Source organism: Streptomyces sp. TRM49041 (assembly GCF_008271805.1).
Classification (GTDB): domain Bacteria; phylum Actinomycetota; class Actinomycetes; order Streptomycetales; family Streptomycetaceae; genus Streptomyces.
Genome location: NZ_VSRY01000063.1, coordinates 23,904 through 38,733 on the forward strand (window position 1 = coordinate 23,904; position 14,830 = coordinate 38,733).

At 70.9% G+C, this 14,830-nt stretch carries 13 protein-coding genes; 8 read left to right on the forward strand and 5 right to left on the reverse strand.

What is annotated here, in order from left to right:
* Positions 1–37 precede the first annotated feature (37 nt).
* The gene (sufB, locus tag FVS66_RS03920) at positions 38–1,453 is read right to left on the reverse strand and encodes a Fe-S cluster assembly protein SufB (protein ID WP_149179557.1); all 1,416 of its coding nucleotides are present in this window, start codon (positions 1,451–1,453) and stop codon (positions 38–40) included.
* Positions 1,450–2,211, reverse strand: a complete 762-nt coding sequence (locus FVS66_RS03925) for a metalloregulator ArsR/SmtB family transcription factor (protein WP_149179558.1) — start codon at positions 2,209–2,211, stop codon at positions 1,450–1,452. The genes sufB and FVS66_RS03925 overlap by 4 nt, the downstream gene beginning before the upstream one ends.
* A 191-nt stretch (positions 2,212–2,402) precedes the next feature.
* On the opposite strand from FVS66_RS03925, the gene FVS66_RS03930 reads away from it, so the two are divergent.
* From FVS66_RS03930 to FVS66_RS03940, 3 genes are all read left to right on the forward strand, one after another.
* Positions 2,403–3,329 carry an ABC transporter ATP-binding protein gene (locus tag FVS66_RS03930; RefSeq protein WP_149179559.1) on the forward strand — a complete coding sequence of 309 codons (927 nt, stop codon included), beginning with the start codon at positions 2,403–2,405 and terminating at the stop codon, positions 3,327–3,329.
* Positions 3,326–4,093 (forward strand): ABC transporter permease, encoded by a 768-nt coding sequence (locus FVS66_RS03935; protein ID WP_149179560.1) that lies wholly within the window; start codon positions 3,326–3,328, stop codon positions 4,091–4,093. The genes FVS66_RS03930 and FVS66_RS03935 overlap by 4 nt, the downstream gene beginning before the upstream one ends.
* A gap of 155 nt (positions 4,094–4,248) precedes the next feature.
* Positions 4,249–5,211 (forward strand): COX15/CtaA family protein, encoded by a 963-nt coding sequence (locus FVS66_RS03940; RefSeq protein WP_187645372.1) that lies wholly within the window; start codon positions 4,249–4,251, stop codon positions 5,209–5,211.
* A 12-nt stretch (positions 5,212–5,223) separates the two neighbouring features.
* Here the strand turns inward: FVS66_RS03940 and FVS66_RS03945 are convergent, their stop codons facing one another.
* The 3 genes from FVS66_RS03945 to FVS66_RS03955 all read right to left on the reverse strand — a co-directional run bounded on the left by FVS66_RS03945 (position 5,224) and on the right by FVS66_RS03955 (position 7,807).
* Complete coding sequence (locus FVS66_RS03945) at positions 5,224–6,303, reverse strand: amidohydrolase family protein (protein ID WP_149179561.1); 1,080 nt, start codon at positions 6,301–6,303, stop codon at positions 5,224–5,226.
* A gap of 122 nt (positions 6,304–6,425) precedes the next feature.
* Positions 6,426–6,749 (reverse strand): hypothetical protein, encoded by a 324-nt coding sequence (locus FVS66_RS03950; RefSeq protein ID WP_149179562.1) that lies wholly within the window; start codon positions 6,747–6,749, stop codon positions 6,426–6,428.
* Positions 6,750–6,832: 83 nt separating this feature from the next.
* Positions 6,833–7,807 (reverse strand): heme o synthase, encoded by a 975-nt coding sequence (locus tag FVS66_RS03955; RefSeq protein ID WP_399224817.1) that lies wholly within the window; start codon positions 7,805–7,807, stop codon positions 6,833–6,835.
* Between the two features lie 343 nt (positions 7,808–8,150).
* Here FVS66_RS03955 and tkt point away from each other — a divergent pair, with 343 nt between their 5' ends.
* From tkt to pgl, 5 genes are read left to right on the forward strand one after another with little or no spacing between them, the layout of a single operon-like run.
* A complete protein-coding gene (gene tkt, locus FVS66_RS03960; protein WP_149179564.1) occupies positions 8,151–10,238 on the forward strand; it encodes a transketolase in 2,088 nt (695 codons plus the stop codon).
* A 35-nt stretch (positions 10,239–10,273) separates the two neighbouring features.
* Positions 10,274–11,392 carry a transaldolase gene (gene tal / locus FVS66_RS03965; RefSeq protein ID WP_149179565.1) on the forward strand — a complete coding sequence of 373 codons (1,119 nt, stop codon included), beginning with the start codon at positions 10,274–10,276 and terminating at the stop codon, positions 11,390–11,392.
* Positions 11,393–11,396: 4 nt separating this feature from the next.
* Entirely contained in the window at positions 11,397–12,923 is a 1,527-nt protein-coding gene (zwf, locus tag FVS66_RS03970; protein ID WP_149179566.1) for a glucose-6-phosphate dehydrogenase, read from the forward strand.
* Positions 12,920–14,023 carry a glucose-6-phosphate dehydrogenase assembly protein OpcA gene (opcA, locus tag FVS66_RS03975; protein WP_149179567.1) on the forward strand — a complete coding sequence of 368 codons (1,104 nt, stop codon included), beginning with the start codon at positions 12,920–12,922 and terminating at the stop codon, positions 14,021–14,023. The genes zwf and opcA overlap by 4 nt, the downstream gene beginning before the upstream one ends.
* Positions 14,020–14,802, forward strand: coding sequence for a 6-phosphogluconolactonase (gene pgl / locus FVS66_RS03980; protein WP_149179568.1), 783 nt, complete (start codon positions 14,020–14,022; stop codon positions 14,800–14,802). Before opcA ends, pgl begins: the two co-directional genes overlap by 4 nt.
* Positions 14,803–14,830 lie beyond the last annotated feature (28 nt).

Sequence of the window (14,830 nt, forward strand, 5' to 3'; positions counted from 1 at the left end):
ACGTGCTTACGTCGTCGGTCGTTCAGGCGGGCCGGTCTTAACCGACCGCGCCCTCCATCTGCAGCTCGATCAGCCGGTTGAGCTCCAGCGCGTACTCCATCGGCAGCTCCTTGGCGATCGGCTCGACGAAGCCGCGCACGATCATGGCCATGGCCTCGTCCTCGGAGAGGCCGCGGCTCATGAGGTAGAAGAGCTGGTCCTCGGAGACCTTGGAGACGGTCGCCTCGTGGCCCATGGACACGTCGTCCTCGCGCACGTCGACGTACGGGTACGTGTCGGAGCGGGAGATCGTGTCGACGAGCAGGGCGTCGCAGAGCACGTTGGACTTGGCGCCCGGGGCACCCTCACCGATCTCGATGAGACCGCGGTAGGAGGTGCGGCCGCCGCCTCGCGCCACCGACTTGGAGACGATGTTCGAGGAGGTGTTCGGGGCCATGTGGACCATCTTGGCGCCGGCGTCCTGGTGCTGGCCCTCGCCCGCGAAGGCGATGGAGAGGGTCTCTCCCTTGGCGTGCTCGCCCATCAGGTAGACGGCCGGGTACTTCATGGTGACCTTGGAGCCGATGTTGCCGTCGACCCACTCCATGGTCGCGCCCTCGTACGCCACGGCACGCTTGGTGACCAGGTTGTAGACGTTGTTCGACCAGTTCTGGATGGTCGTGTAGCGGCAGCGCGCGCCCTTCTTGACGATGATCTCGACGACGGCGCTGTGCAGGGAGTCCGAGGAGTAGATCGGGGCGGTGCAGCCCTCGACGTAGTGGACGTAGGCGTCCTCGTCGACGATGATCAGCGTCCGCTCGAACTGGCCCATGTTCTCCGTGTTGATCCGGAAGTAGGCCTGGAGCGGGATGTCGACGTGCACGCCCTTCGGCACGTAGATGAAGGAGCCGCCGGACCACACGGCCGTGTTCAGCGAGGCGAACTTGTTGTCGCCGACCGGGATGACCGTGCCGAAGTACTCCTTGAAGAGCTCCGGGTGCTCCTTCAGCGCGGTGTCCGTGTCGAGGAAGATGACGCCCTGGCTCTCCAGGTCCTCGCGGATCTGGTGGTACACGACCTCGGACTCGTACTGGGCCGCGACACCGGCGACGAGACGCTGCTTCTCCGCCTCGGGGATGCCGAGCTTGTCGTACGTGTTCTTGATGTCCTCGGGCAGGTCCTCCCAGGACTCGGCCTGCTTCTCGGTGGACCGGACGAAGTACTTGATGTTGTCGAAGTCGATGCCGGACAGGTCGGAGCCCCAGGTCGGCATGGGCTTCTTGTCGAACAGGCGCAGACCCTTCAGCCGCAGCTTCAGCATCCACTCCGGCTCGTTCTTCTTGGCGGAGATGTCGCGGACGACGTCCTCGCCCAGGCCACGCCGGGCGCTGGCACCGGCGGTGTCGGAGTCGGCCCAGCCGTACTCGTACCGACCCAGGCCCTCGAGCTCGGGGTGGCTGATCTCGGTGGTCATGCGGGGTTCCTCCCGGCCGTGCTTGCGGATGCTGATGAAGGGGACTGCGGGGTATTCGGGCTGTGCGGGCTGCTGTGCGGAATGAACGTCGTGCAGACCCCGTCGCCGTGCGCGATGGTGGCCAGGCGCTGGACGTGGGTGCCGAGGAGACGGGAGAAGACCTCCGTCTCCGCCTCGCAGAGCTGCGGGTAGCGCTCCGCGACATGGGCGACCGGACAGTGGTGCTGGCACAGCTGCTGTCCGACCTGCCCGACCGGCGCCTTGCGTGCCGTCGCAGCGTACCCGTCGACACTCAGCGCCCTGGCCAACGCCTCGGCGCGTTCGTGCGGCGGCGCCGACTCGACGGCCTCGCGGTACGCCTCCGCCTGGGTCTCGATCCGGTCCCGGGCGAACGCCGCGACGGCGGCCTCGCCTCCGGCGTTCTGCTCGATCCAGCGTAGGGCGTCGACCGCGAGGCTGTCGTACGACTGGTCGAAGGCGTCCCGGCCGCAGTCGGTCAGGGCGAACACCTTGGCGGGGCGGCCTCGGGTGCGGGCGCCGTAGACGCGCTGTTCGCGCGGAGCGACCACGTCGTCCGTGACGAGCGCGTCGAGGTGTCGGCGTACGGCCGCCTGGGTGAGTCCGAGCCGCTGGGCGAGCTCCGCGACGGTGGACGGTCCGTGGTCCAGGATGGACCGCGCGACCCGGTTGCGCGTCGAGCGCTCCCCGGTCGCGAGCTCCTCCCCGGAGGTCGTGGGAGTCTCACCGACGTTTTTCACAACGCCATTGTTGCGTAATTCGGGAGAGGGTGACAAGCCGCGCCTGGATCACCCGACGGTGCCGTGCATCACTTAGGGAAACCTAACCTGACCTGCGGAAATGATCACCCCTGCCGCGCCGAGCAGCGGGTTCCGGCCGGCGCGCGGCCCCGCGGACCGGGCCCGCCCGGCGGCTCTCTAGACTCGCTGACATGCGAAACGAGTCCGCCGTCCAGGTACGGGGCCTGGTCAAGCGGTACGGGACGAAGACCGCGGTGGACGGGCTCGACCTCGACGTCCGCGCGGGCACCGTCACCGCCGTCCTCGGCCCCAACGGGGCCGGCAAGACCACCACCGTCGAGACCTGCGAGGGCTACCGCCGCCCCGACGCGGGCACCGTCCGGGTCCTGGGCCTCGACCCGGTCGCCGACGCGGCCCTGCTGCGGCCCCGCATCGGCGTGATGCTCCAGTCGGGTGGCGTCTACTCCGGCGCGCGCGCGGACGAGATGCTCCGCCATATGGCGCGGCTGCACGCCCATCCGCTGGATGTGGACGCGCTGATCGGGCGCCTCGGGCTCGGCTCCTGCGGCCGTACGACGTACCGGCGGCTCTCCGGCGGCCAGCAGCAGCGCCTGGCGCTCGCCATGGCCGTCGTCGGCCGCCCGGAGCTGGTCTTCCTGGACGAGCCGACCGCTGGCCTGGACCCGCAGGCCCGCCGCGCCACCTGGGAGCTGGTGCGGGAGCTGCGCGCCGACGGGGTGACCGTGGTCCTCACCACACACTTCATGGACGAGGCGGAGCAGCTCGCCGACGACGTGGCGATCGTCGACGCGGGCCGGGTCGTCGCCCAGGGCAGCCCGGAGGAACTGTGCCGCGGCGGCGCCGAGAACTCCCTCCGCTTCACCGGCCGCCCCGGACTCGACCTGGGCTCGCTCCTGAAGGCCCTGCCGGACGGCACGGCCGCCGCGGAGGTCACCCCGGGCGCGTACCGGATCCACGGCACGGTCGACCCGCAGCTGCTCGCCACGGTCACCACCTGGTGCGCCCAGCACGGGGTGATGCCCGACGGCATCGCGGTCGAACGGCACACGCTGGAGGACGTCTTCCTGGAGCTGACCGGCAAGGAGCTGCGCGGATGAGTACCGGTACCCACGCCCCGAAGCCGGGTGCCGCCCCCGTGGGGCGCATGATCGCCGCGCAGGCCGCGCTGGAGACCCGGATGCTGCTCCGCAACGGTGAGCAGCTCCTGCTGACCGTCGTCATCCCGTCCCTGCTGCTCGTGCTGTTCTCCACCGTCGACATCGTCGACACCGGCGACGGCAAGGCCGTGGACTTCCTCACCCCCGGCGTCCTCGCGCTCGCCGTGATGTCGACCGCGTTCACCGGGCAGGCCATCGCGACGGGCTTCGAGCGCCGCTACGGGGTGCTCAAGCGGCTCGCCGCGTCCCCCCTGCCCCGCTGGGCCCTGATGACCGCGAAGACGCTTTCGGTGCTGGTCACCGAGGTCCTCCAGATCCTGCTGCTGGCGGCCATCGCCCTGGGGCTCGGCTGGTCCCCGCAGGGCGGCCCGCTCTCCGTGCTCCTGCTCCTGGTCGCCGGCACCGCCGCGTTCTCGGGGCTCGGCCTGCTGATGGCGGGCACCCTGAAGGCCGAGGCGACCCTGGCCGCCGCGAACCTGGTCTTTCTGCTCCTCCTCGTGGGCGGCGGCGTGGTCGTCCCGCTCGACAGGTTCCCCGACGCCGCGCGCGCGGCGCTGGAGCTGCTGCCCATCTCGGCGCTCTCGGGCGGCCTGCGGGACGTGCTCCAGCACGGCGCCGGGATGCCGTGGAGCGACCTCGGCGTCCTAGGCGTGTGGGCGGTGGCGGGGCTCGGCGCGGCGGCCCGGTTCTTCCGCTGGGAGTAGCCGCCGGGAAGCCGCGGGAGCAGTCGCCTGGAAGCCTCGGGAGAGGCGGCCGGGGAGCCCTCCCGGCCATGGCCGTCACGCCTGGGAGCAGCCGCCTCGTCCGCTTTTGGCACCCCTCGTGAATCCATGCACAAGCGGCCGCCTACGATAGGCCCGTGCTGACCCCCCTCGCCCACATCGCCCAGCGCTGGACCCCCTCCCCCAGGATGCTCCGGCGAGCCACCCTGGCCGCGGTCGTCATGACCGTCGTCATCATCGTCACCGGCGGCGCCGTCCGGCTGACCGGCTCCGGCCTCGGCTGTGACACCTGGCCCAAGTGCACCGACGACAGCCTCTTCGCCACGCCGGAACAGGGCATCCACGGCGCCATCGAGTTCGGCAACCGGATGCTCACATACGTCCTGTCGGCGGCCGTCGGCTGGGCGATCATCGCGGCCCGGTCCACCAAGCCGTGGCGACGGGGGCTGACCCGGCTGGGCTGGCTGCAGTTCTGGATCGTCATGAGCAACGCCGTGATCGGCGGCATCACGGTCTGGATGGATCTGAACCCGTGGACCGTGGCCGGTCACTTCGTCGCCGCGAACGCGCTGCTCACCGTCACCACGATCACATGGGTGCGGGCAGGCGAGGGCGACGGGGCGCCGCGTCCGCGCGTGCCGGGGCCGGTGCGCAGGCTGGGCTGGGGGCTCGTCGTCCTGACGGGAGTGCTCATCCTGGCCGGTACGGGAGTGACGGGCACCGGCAAGCACGCGGGCGACAGCAGTGACGTGCCGCGTATGCCGTTCGACTACACGTCCGTCGCGCAGGTCCACGCCGCGCTCGCATGGGTGGTGTGCGTGGGCGCGGTCGCCATGTTCTTCGTGCTGCGCGTGGTGGACGCCCCGGACGACATCCGGGCCCGCGCCCGCGACCTGCTGCTGGTCGTACTGCTCCAGGGCGCCATCGGCTATGTGCAGTACTTCACGGGCGTCCCCGAGGTCCTCGTCGGTGCCCACATGCTCGGCTCCGCGCTGCTGTGGATCGCGGTGCTGCGGCTCGCCCTGAGCCTTCGGGAGCGGCCGCACGCCTCGGCCCCGGTGCCGGCCCAGTCGGACGGCTCCGCTCTGACGGCGGCGTAACGGCCCGACGGCTCAGCCGAGCCCGTACACCCGCCGGGCGTTGCCGGACGCGATCATGGTGGCGACGCGCTGGGCGTCCGTACGGGACCAGGCGCCGTCGTGGACCCAGCCGGCCAGCACCCGGGTGAGCGCCTCCCGGAACACCCGGGCGCCCACCACGTGCAGCTCCGGCAGTCCACGGGCGCCGCTGGAGAACAGCAGCTTGCCGAACGGCGCCAGCTCCAGGGTCTCGGCGAGGACGGCCGCCGCCCGCGCCCCGGTCCTGGCCAGGGCGGGGCCCAGGTCGGCGTAGACGTGGGGGAACACGCTCGACAGGTGCGCGGCCTGCCGGTGGTAGGGGTAGCCGTGCAGGATCACCAGGTCCGTGCCGAGCCCGCCGGTGGCCGCCGCGAACTCGCCGAGCGGCATCGGGTCGTCGGCGCCCGCGTGCAGTTGGAGGGGGCGGCCGGAGGCGACGGCGATCCACAGCAGGTGCCGCAGCAGGACGGGGTCCGTCAGCGGGCCGCCCGCCCGGCGCCGGGCCAGCCAGCGCCCCGCGGCCGCGCGCACCTCCCCCGGCTCCGGCGGTTCGGCGGCGTGGGCGAGGCCGAACCGTACGGCGGAGCCCGATGCGAAGGCGACGGCCGAGACGGCGGCGCCGTGTACGGCCTGCGCGAGGTTCGCGAGGAGCCCGTCGACGGTGCCGGACGTCTCGGCGGCCTGCTCGGCCAGCGGTTCGAGGCGGACGATCTCATGGGCCTCGGCGGCCCCGGCCGCGGCGATCTCCCCGGGCCCGGTGAGGTCGTCGGGCAGCCCGGTGTCCACGAGGTACGTGGAGATCCCGGTGGACCGCAGCAGCCGCCTGCCCGCTTCGAGGGTGCCGAGCTCGCGCCGCCGGGCGAGGTAGCGGGCGGGCGTGCAGTGCGGCTCCAGACCGAGCGGCGGCGGGCACCAGCGCCGTACCGCGAAACCGGTCTGGGTGTCGAAGAGTGTGGTGCCGGACGCGGGCGGTCCCGCGGTCCGGCCGAGCTGCGCCTCGAAGGTGCCGAGGCCCAGCTCCGTGCGGAGCACCCCGTGGCAGTACTGGTCCACCAGCGTCGGGGTGTCGATCATTGCGAGGGCTCCCTCGGAGGACGTGGCGGCTTTCCACACGTCCTAACGGGTGAACCCCGAGTGAGGTGTTGCCTCAGGCGGTCGATTTCTCCGGCTGATCGTTTTATCTGGCCGGCCGGTACTCAGCCGTTGGCCGGGCCGCCCAGCTGGATGCCCGCCATGCGGCTCCACTCGTACGGTCCTGTGCGGACCTTCGCGGCCAGTTCGCCGTCGAAGGACTCGTGCAGGGTGAGGCCGGCCTTCTCGGCGGCGCCCTGCGCGGTCTTGTTGTCCGGTGCGACCAGGTCGCCCCATTCGCCGTCCTCGCCGACCAGCACGATGCGCGTGCCCGCCTGCCCGATGTAGGCGAGCTGGCCCTGGGCGCCGCCGTGCTTCTTGGCGAACGCCTGGATCTGCTTGGCGAGCTTCGCCGCCGTGCGCTCTGCCTGCTTGGTGGTGTCTGCCATGAACAGGATGCTACTGCCGGGTAGATCAACCCGCGACTGGCGGGTCACGTGGCCTTGGCCACGCCCGGGGTCCAGGGTCCCGGCTAGCGCAGGAAGGGGTCCACCGCGACCGCCACGAAGAGCAGCGAGACGTAGGTGATGGACCAGTGGAAGAGCCGCATCTCCTTCAGCTTGGTGCCGGTCTCGCCGGACCGTGCGCGGTGCTGCAGGGCGTGTGCCTCCCACAGCCACCAGCCGCCGGTGGCCAGCGCCACGGCCGTGTAGAACCAGCCGGTGTAGCCGAGCGGCTGGAGCAGCAGCGAGACGGCGACCATCACCCAGCTGTAGAGGACGATCTGCCGCGCCACGACCCTGTTGGAGGCGACGACGGGGAGCATCGGCACGCCCACGCGCGCGTAGTCCTCCTTCACCCGCATGGAAAGCGGCCAGTAGTGCGGCGGCGTCCAGAAGAAGATGACGAGGAAGAGGATGACGGCGGCCCACGACATGGAGTTCGTGACGGAGGACCAGCCGATGAGGACCGGCATGCAGCCGGCGATGCCGCCCCACACGATGTTCTGCGCGGTCCGGCGCTTGAGGATCATCGTGTAGACGACGACGTAGAAGAGCAGCGCGCCGAGCGCGAGCCAGGCCGAGAGCCAGTTGACGAACAGCCCGAACCAGAGCGTGGAGACCACACCGAGGCCGAGGCCGAAGACCAGACCCTCGCGGGGCGAGACCATGCCGGTGACCAGGGGGCGCTGGGACGTACGGTCCATCAGGGCGTCGATGTCCCGGTCGATGTACATGTTCAGCGCGTTCGCGCCGCCCGCCGAGAGATAGCCGGCGAAGCAGGTGTGAAGCACCAGCCACAGGTCCGGCACACCCTGTTCGGCGAGGAACATCACCGGTACGGTCGTGATCAGCAGCAGTTCAATGATCCGCGGCTTGGTCAGCGCCACGAAAGCCTTGGCGCGGGCACCGAACGGCCGATGGACCGGGCTCGTTCCGGGCTCCCCCATAGCCTTGAGAGCATGGGAGGTGCCCCCACCCGCTGGACGGGATTCGACGGCCGTCACGCACACCCCTGACAGAGACATCCCTGCGAGCCCGCCCTTGACATGAAGGGCCGGTGAAGGCTCGCGCGTACCACGCCACTCTAGACGTTGCCCATACGTCGCCCTCCCCGGGGGTCGACCGTGTTGACCGAGCGCTCGGATGAGCGGGGAACGGGCCGAAGGCCGACGGATGAGCGATCGGATGAGCGGCCCCGTGGACAGCTGGTGCACGCAGGTCGACGCGGGTGGCAAGACCCGGTTACGAGCCGGAAAATCGGGCCTCGTGAGGGGATAGGCTCGGCAGCGGCCGGTGCGACCGACGTCATCGGCATGCATGACATGTGGAGAGGAGCCCTGACCGAGGGTGAGCACCAAGCCGACCACCGCAGACCTCGACTGGACCGCACTGGACCAGCGTGCCGTCGACACCGCCCGTGTCCTGGCCGCGGACGCCGTACAGAAGGTCGGCAACGGCCATCCTGGTACGGCGATGAGCCTGGCCCCGGCGGCGTACACGCTGTTCCAGAAGGTCATGCGCCACGACCCGGCCGACCCGGACTGGACCGGCCGCGACCGGTTCGTACTGTCCGCGGGCCACTCGTCCCTCACGCTGTACACGCAGCTGTACCTGGCCGGGTTCGGCCTGGAACTGGACGACCTGAAGGCGTTCCGTACCTGGGGGTCGAAGACTCCGGGCCACCCGGAGTACGGCCACACCGAGGGCGTCGAGACGACGACCGGCCCGCTGGGCCAGGGTGTCGCGAACGCCGTGGGCATGGCGATGGCCGCCCGCTACGAGCGCGGTCTGTTCGACCCGGAGGCGGCGCCCGGCACCTCTCCGTTCGACCACTTCGTCTATGTCGTCGCCGGTGACGGCTGCCTCCAGGAGGGCATCGCCGCCGAGGCGTCCTCGATGGCCGGGCACCAGAAGCTCGGCAACCTGATCATGCTGTGGGACGACAACCACATCTCGATCGAGGGCGACACCGAGACCGCCGTGTCCGAGGACACGATGAAGCGGTACGAGTCGTACGGCTGGCACGTGCAGCGCGTCGAGCAGCAGGAGAACGGGGACCTGGACCCGGCCGGGCTGTACGCGGCGATCCAGGCCGCCAAGGCGGAGACCGGGCGCCCGTCGTTCATCGCGATGCGTTCGATCATCGCCTGGCCCGCGCCGAACGCGCAGAACACCGAGGCGTCGCACGGCTCGGCGCTCGGCGACGAGGAGGTCGCGGCCACCAAGCGCGTCCTCGGTTTCGACCCGGAGCAGACCTTCGAGGTCTCCGACGAGGTCATCGCGCACACCCGCCGCGCCCTGGACCGTGGCCGTGAGGCCCGCGCCGGGTGGGAGAAGGACCTCCAGGAGTGGCGTGCCGCCAACCCGGAGCGCGCCGCCGAGTTCGACCGGATCTCCGCGGGCGAGCTGCCCAAGGGCTGGGAGGAGAAGCTCCCGGTCTTCGAGGCGGGCAAGGGCGTCGCCACGCGCGCCGCGTCCGGCAAGGTCCTCCAGGCGCTGGGCGGGGTCGTACCGGAGCTGTGGGGCGGCTCGGCCGACCTGGCCGGCTCGAACAACACGACGATCGACAAGGCGTCGTCGTTCCTGCCGGAGGGCAACCCGCTGCCGGAGGCCGACCCCTACGGCCGGACGATCCACTTCGGTATCCGTGAGCACGCGATGGCCGCCGAGATGAACGGCATCGCCCTGCACGGCAACACCCGGATCTACGGCGGCACCTTCCTGGTGTTCTCCGACTACATGCGCAACGCGGTGCGCCTGTCCGCGCTGATGCACCTGCCGGTGACCTACGTGTGGACGCACGACTCGATCGGCCTCGGCGAGGACGGCCCGACCCACCAGCCGGTGGAGCACCTGGCGTCGCTGCGTGCGATCCCGGGTCTGAACGTGGTGCGCCCGGCCGACGCCAACGAGACGGCGATCGCCTGGCGGGAGATCCTCAAGCGCTGGACGAAGGAGTTCGGCAAGGGCGCCCCGCACGGCCTGGCGCTGACCCGTCAGGGCGTGCCGACGTACGAGCCGAACGAGGGCACCGCCAGGGGCGGCTACGTGCTGGCGGACGCCGAGGGCGGCGAGCCGCAGGCCGTGCTGATCGCCACCGGTTCGGAGGTGCACCTGGCCGTGGAGGCGCGTGAGCAGCTCCAGGCGGCGGGCGTGCCGACCCGGGTCGTGTCGATGCCGTGCGTCGAATGGTTCGAGGAGCAGGACCAGGGGTACCGGGACTCGGTGCTGCCGCCGTCGGTGAAGGCGCGGGTGGCGGTCGAGGCCGGTATCGGGCTGACGTGGCACCGGTACGTGGGTGACGCGGGCCGGATCGTGTCGCTGGAGCACTTCGGTGCCTCGGCGGACGGCAAGCTGCTGTTCCGCGAGTACGGCTTCACCCCGGAGGCCGTCGCCGCCGCCGCGCGGGAATCGATCGCGGCCGCCACGCGCTGACGCCAACACAAGCAGAAGTAGGAGATGCAACTCTCATGACAGACGCACTCAAGCGCCTCTCCGACGAAGGCGTCGCGATCTGGCTGGACGACCTGTCCCGCAAGCGGATCACCTCCGGCAATCTGGCGGAGCTGATCGACGAGCAGCATGTGGTGGGTGTGACCACCAACCCGTCGATCTTCCAGAAGGCGATCTCCGAGGGCCACGGCTACGACCGTCAGCTGGAGGACCTGGCCGCCCGCGGGGTCACCGTTGAGGAGGCCCTCCGCATGATCACGACGGCGGACGTCCGGGACGCCGCCGACATCCTGCGGCCCGTCTTCGACGCGACGCAGGGCCAGGACGGCCGGGTCTCGATCGAGGTGGACCCGCGGCTCGCCCACAACACCAAGGCGACGGTCGCCGAGGCCAAGCAGCTGGCCTGGCTGGTCGACCGGCCGAACACGCTCATCAAGATCCCGGCCACCAAGGCGGGGCTCCCGGCGATCACCGAGACCATCGGCCTCGGTATCAGCGTCAACGTCACGCTGATCTTCTCGCTGGAGCGCTACCGCGCGGTCATGGACGCCTACCTGGCCGGTCTGGAGAAGGCCAAGGAGCGCGGCCTGGACCTGTCGAAGATCCACTCGGTGGCGTCCTTCTTCGTGTCCCGCGTGGACACCGAGATCGACAAGCGGCTGGACGGGCTCGGCACCCCCGAGGCCAAGGCGATGCGCGGCAAGGCCGCCCTCGCCAACGCCCGCCTCGCCTACCAGGCCTACGAGGAGGTGTTCGACTCCGAGCGCTGGGCGGCCCTGGACCGGGCGCAGGCCAACAGGCAGCGTCCGCTGTGGGCCTCGACCGGTGTGAAGGACCCGGCGTACAAGGACACCCTGTACGTCGACGACCTGGTCGCCCCGGGCACGGTCAACACCATGCCGGAGGCCACACTCGAGGCCACCGCCCACCACGGCGAGATCACCGGCAACACCATCGCCGGCACGTACGAGCAGGCGCGGGCCGACCTGGACACCCTCGAGAAGCTGGGCGTCAGCTACGACGACGTGGTCCAGGTCCTGGAGGACGAGGGCGTCGAGAAGTTCGAGTCGTCCTGGAACGACCTGCTGGCGTCTACCGAGGCGGAGCTCAAGCGCCTCGCACCCGCGGAGGCGTAGGACCTTGCAGCACAGCAGCAATCCGCTGCGTGACGCCGCGGACCGACGGCTCCCGCGTATCGCGGGGCCGTCGGGCCTGGTCATCTTCGGCGTCACGGGCGATTTGTCACGCAAAAAGCTGATGCCTGCCGTGTACGACCTGGCGAACCGGGGGCTGCTGCCGCCGGGCTTCTCGCTGATCGGGTTCGCCCGCCGCGAGTGGCAGGACGAGGACTTCACTCAGGTCGTGCACGACGCCGTCAAGGAGCACGCCCGCACCCCGTTCCGCGAGGAGGTGTGGCAGCAGCTGATCCAGGGCGTGCGGTTCGTCCAGGGCGACTTCGGTGACGACACGGCGTTCGAGCAGCTGAAGGCCACCATGCAGGAGCTGGACAAGGCTCAGGGCACCGGCGGCAACTTCGCCTTCTACCTCTCCGTGCCGCCCAAGTTCTTCCCGAAGGTCGTCCAGCAGCTGAAGAAGCACGGGCTGGCCGAGGAGCGGGAAGGCGCCTGGCGCCGCGCGGTCATCGAGAAGCCGTTCGGCCACGACCTGGCCTCGGCCAAGGAACTCAACTCGATCGTCCACGAGGTGTTCACTCCGGACCAGGTGTTCCGGATCGACCACTATCTGGGCAAGGAGACCGTCCAGAACATTCTGGCGCTGCGGTTCGCCAACACCCTCTTCGAGCCGATCTGGAACCGGTCGTATGTGGACCATGTCCAGATCACCATGGCCGAGGACATCGGCATCGGCGGCCGCGCCGGCTACTACGACGGCATCGGCGCCGCCCGGGACGTCATCCAGAACCACCTCCTCCAGCTGCTCGCGCTGACCGCGATGGAGGAGCCCGCATCCTTCGACGCGGACGCGCTGGCCGCCGAGAAGACCAAGGTGCTGGGCGCCGTACGACTACCCAAGGACCTCGGCGCCTCGACGGTGCGCGCGCAGTACGCGGCCGGGTGGCAGGGCGGCGCGCCGGCCGTCGGCTATCTGGAGGAGGAGGGCATCGACCCGGACTCCAAGACCGACACCTACGCCGCCATCAAGCTCGGGATCGACAACCGCCGCTGGGCGGGCGTCCCGTTCTATCTGCGGACCGGCAAGCGACTGGGCCGCCGGGTCACCGAGATCGCGGTCGTCTTCCAGCGCGCCCCGCACTCCCCGTTCGACCACACGGCGACCGAGGAGCTGGGCCACAACGCACTGGTCATCCGCGTCCAGCCGGACGAGGGCGTGACCATGCGGTTCGGCTCCAAGGTGCCGGGCACCTCGATGGAGGTGCGGGACGTCTCGATGGACTTCGCGTACGGCGAGTCGTTCACCGAGTCCAGCCCCGAGGCGTACGAGCGGCTGATACTCGATGTCCTGCTCGGTGACGCCAACCTCTTCCCCCGGGTGGAGGAGGTCGAGCTGTCGTGGCGCATTCTCGACCCGATCGAGGAGTACTGGGACAGGCACGGCAAGCCCGCGCAGTACCGGGCGGGCACGTGGGGTCCGGTCGAGGCGGACGAAATGCTCGCACGAGACGGACGGAGCTGGCGCCGGCCATGAAGATCGACCTTACGGACACCACCTCCAGCAAGATCAACAAGGCGCTGGTCCAGGGGCGGCGTGCCATCGGCACCCCGGCCGTCGGCATGGTGCTGACCCTGGTCATCGTCACGGACGAGGAGAACGCGTACGACGCGCTCAAGGCTGCCAACGAGGCGTCCCGCGAGCACCCGTCGCGGACCCTCGTCGTGATCAAGCGCGTCTCGCGTTCGCCGCGCGACCGGGCGAAGGCCCGGCTCGACGCCGAGGTGCGGGTGGGCGCGGACGCGGGCACCGGCGAAACGGTCATCCTGCGTCTGCACGGCGAGGTCATCGACCACGCCCAGTCGGTGGTGCTGCCGCTGCTGCTGCCCGACGCGCCCGTGGTGGTCTGGTGGCCGGTCAACGCACCTACCGACCCGGCCAGCGACCCGCTGGGCGCGCTCGGCCAGCGCCGGGTGACCGACACGTACAACGCCGAGGACCCGATCCGCGAACTCGCGGCCCGCGCCGACGCGTACACGCCGGGTGACACGGACCTGTCCTGGACCCGGATCACGCCGTGGCGTTCCATGCTCGCGGCCGCCCTGGACCAGGTCGTGTGCGAGGTCACTTCGGCGGAGGTGGAGGGCGAGGAGTTCAACCCGAGCGTGGAGCTGCTGGCCATGTGGCTGGCGGACCGCCTCGGCGTGCCCGTGCGGCGCTCCGGGTCGAAGGGCCCCGGCCTCACCGCCGTACGGCTGGCGACCAACTGCGGCCCGATCGTGCTGGACCGGCCGGACGCCCTGCTGGCCACGCTCTCCGTGCAGGGCCAGCCCGACCGGGCGGTGGCGCTCAAGCGCCGCGAGACGGCCGAGCTGATCGCGGAGGAGCTGCGGCGGCTCGACCCGGACGACACATACGCGTCGGCGCTGCGCTTCGGCGTCGACCGGCTGGGTCAGCGGGAGGCCGAGGCGGAGGACATCGCGCCCTCCGGGTCGGCCGCGTCGTCGGGCGAGTCGGATGCGTCGGGTGACTCGGATACGTCGGGCGAGTCGGGTGAGTCGGGCGAGTCGTCGGCCGGGACCGTGAAGAAGACCACCTCGAAGAAGGCCACGGCGCGGAAGGCGGCGACGAAGTGAGCGCACCCCAACTCGTCGTCCATCGCGACAAGGAGCTGATGGCCCAGGCCGCCGCGGCCCGGCTCATCACGCGCATCGTCGACGCCCAGGCCGCCCGCGGCTCCGCCTCCGTGGTGCTCACCGGCGGCCGCAACGGCAACGGCCTGCTGGCCGCACTGAGTTCGGCACCCGCCCGGGACGCGATCGACTGGTCGCGGCTCGACCTGTGGTGGGGCGACGAGCGGTTCCTGCCGGAGGGGGATCCCGACCGGAACGACACGCAGGCGCGGGCCGCTCTCCTCGACAGCGTGCCGCTGGACCCGGCCCGGGTGCACACCATGCCGGTGTCGGACGGTGCGTACGGCAAGGACGCGGACGCGGCGGCCGCGGCGTACGCGGAGGAACTGGCCACGGTGGCGCGCCCGGAGAACCACGGCCCGGTGCCGACGTTCGACGTGCTGTTGCTGGGCGTCGGACCGGACACGCATGTCGCGTCGCTGTTCCCCGAACACCCCGCGGTCCGGGAGAGCGAGCGCATGGTGGTGGGCGTGCACGGCGCGCCGAAGCCGCCGCCGACCCGTATCTCGCTGACGCTTCCGGCGATCCGGTCGGCCCGTGAGGTGTGGCTGCTGGCGGCGGGCGAGGACAAGTCGCAGGCCGTGGCGATCTCCCTGTCGGGTGCCGGCGCGGTGCAGGCCCCCGCGGCGGGCGCGTACGGGAGGGCGAGAACGCTGTGGCTGCTGGACGCGGCTGCGGCCGCGCGGCTTCCCCGCGACCTGTACCCGGTGGCGTCGCCCTGACGGCAGGTCGGCTGAGCGTGGGTGGAGG

Excerpts from the sequence above, each read along its gene's own strand:
- FVS66_RS03945 (WP_149179561.1), bottom strand. The coding sequence starts at position 6,303 with ATGATCGACACCCCGACGCTGGTGGACCAGTACTGCCACGGGGTGCTC.
- FVS66_RS03930 (WP_149179559.1), top strand. The coding sequence starts at position 2,403 with ATGCGAAACGAGTCCGCCGTCCAGGTACGGGGCCTGGTCAAGCGGTAC.
- FVS66_RS03950 (WP_149179562.1), bottom strand. The coding sequence starts at position 6,749 with ATGGCAGACACCACCAAGCAGGCAGAGCGCACGGCGGCGAAGCTCGCC.
- sufB (WP_149179557.1), bottom strand. The coding sequence starts at position 1,453 with ATGACCACCGAGATCAGCCACCCCGAGCTCGAGGGCCTGGGTCGGTAC.
- tal (WP_149179565.1), top strand. The coding sequence starts at position 10,274 with ATGACAGACGCACTCAAGCGCCTCTCCGACGAAGGCGTCGCGATCTGG.
- FVS66_RS03935 (WP_149179560.1), top strand. The coding sequence starts at position 3,326 with ATGAGTACCGGTACCCACGCCCCGAAGCCGGGTGCCGCCCCCGTGGGG.
- opcA (WP_149179567.1), top strand. The coding sequence starts at position 12,920 with ATGAAGATCGACCTTACGGACACCACCTCCAGCAAGATCAACAAGGCG.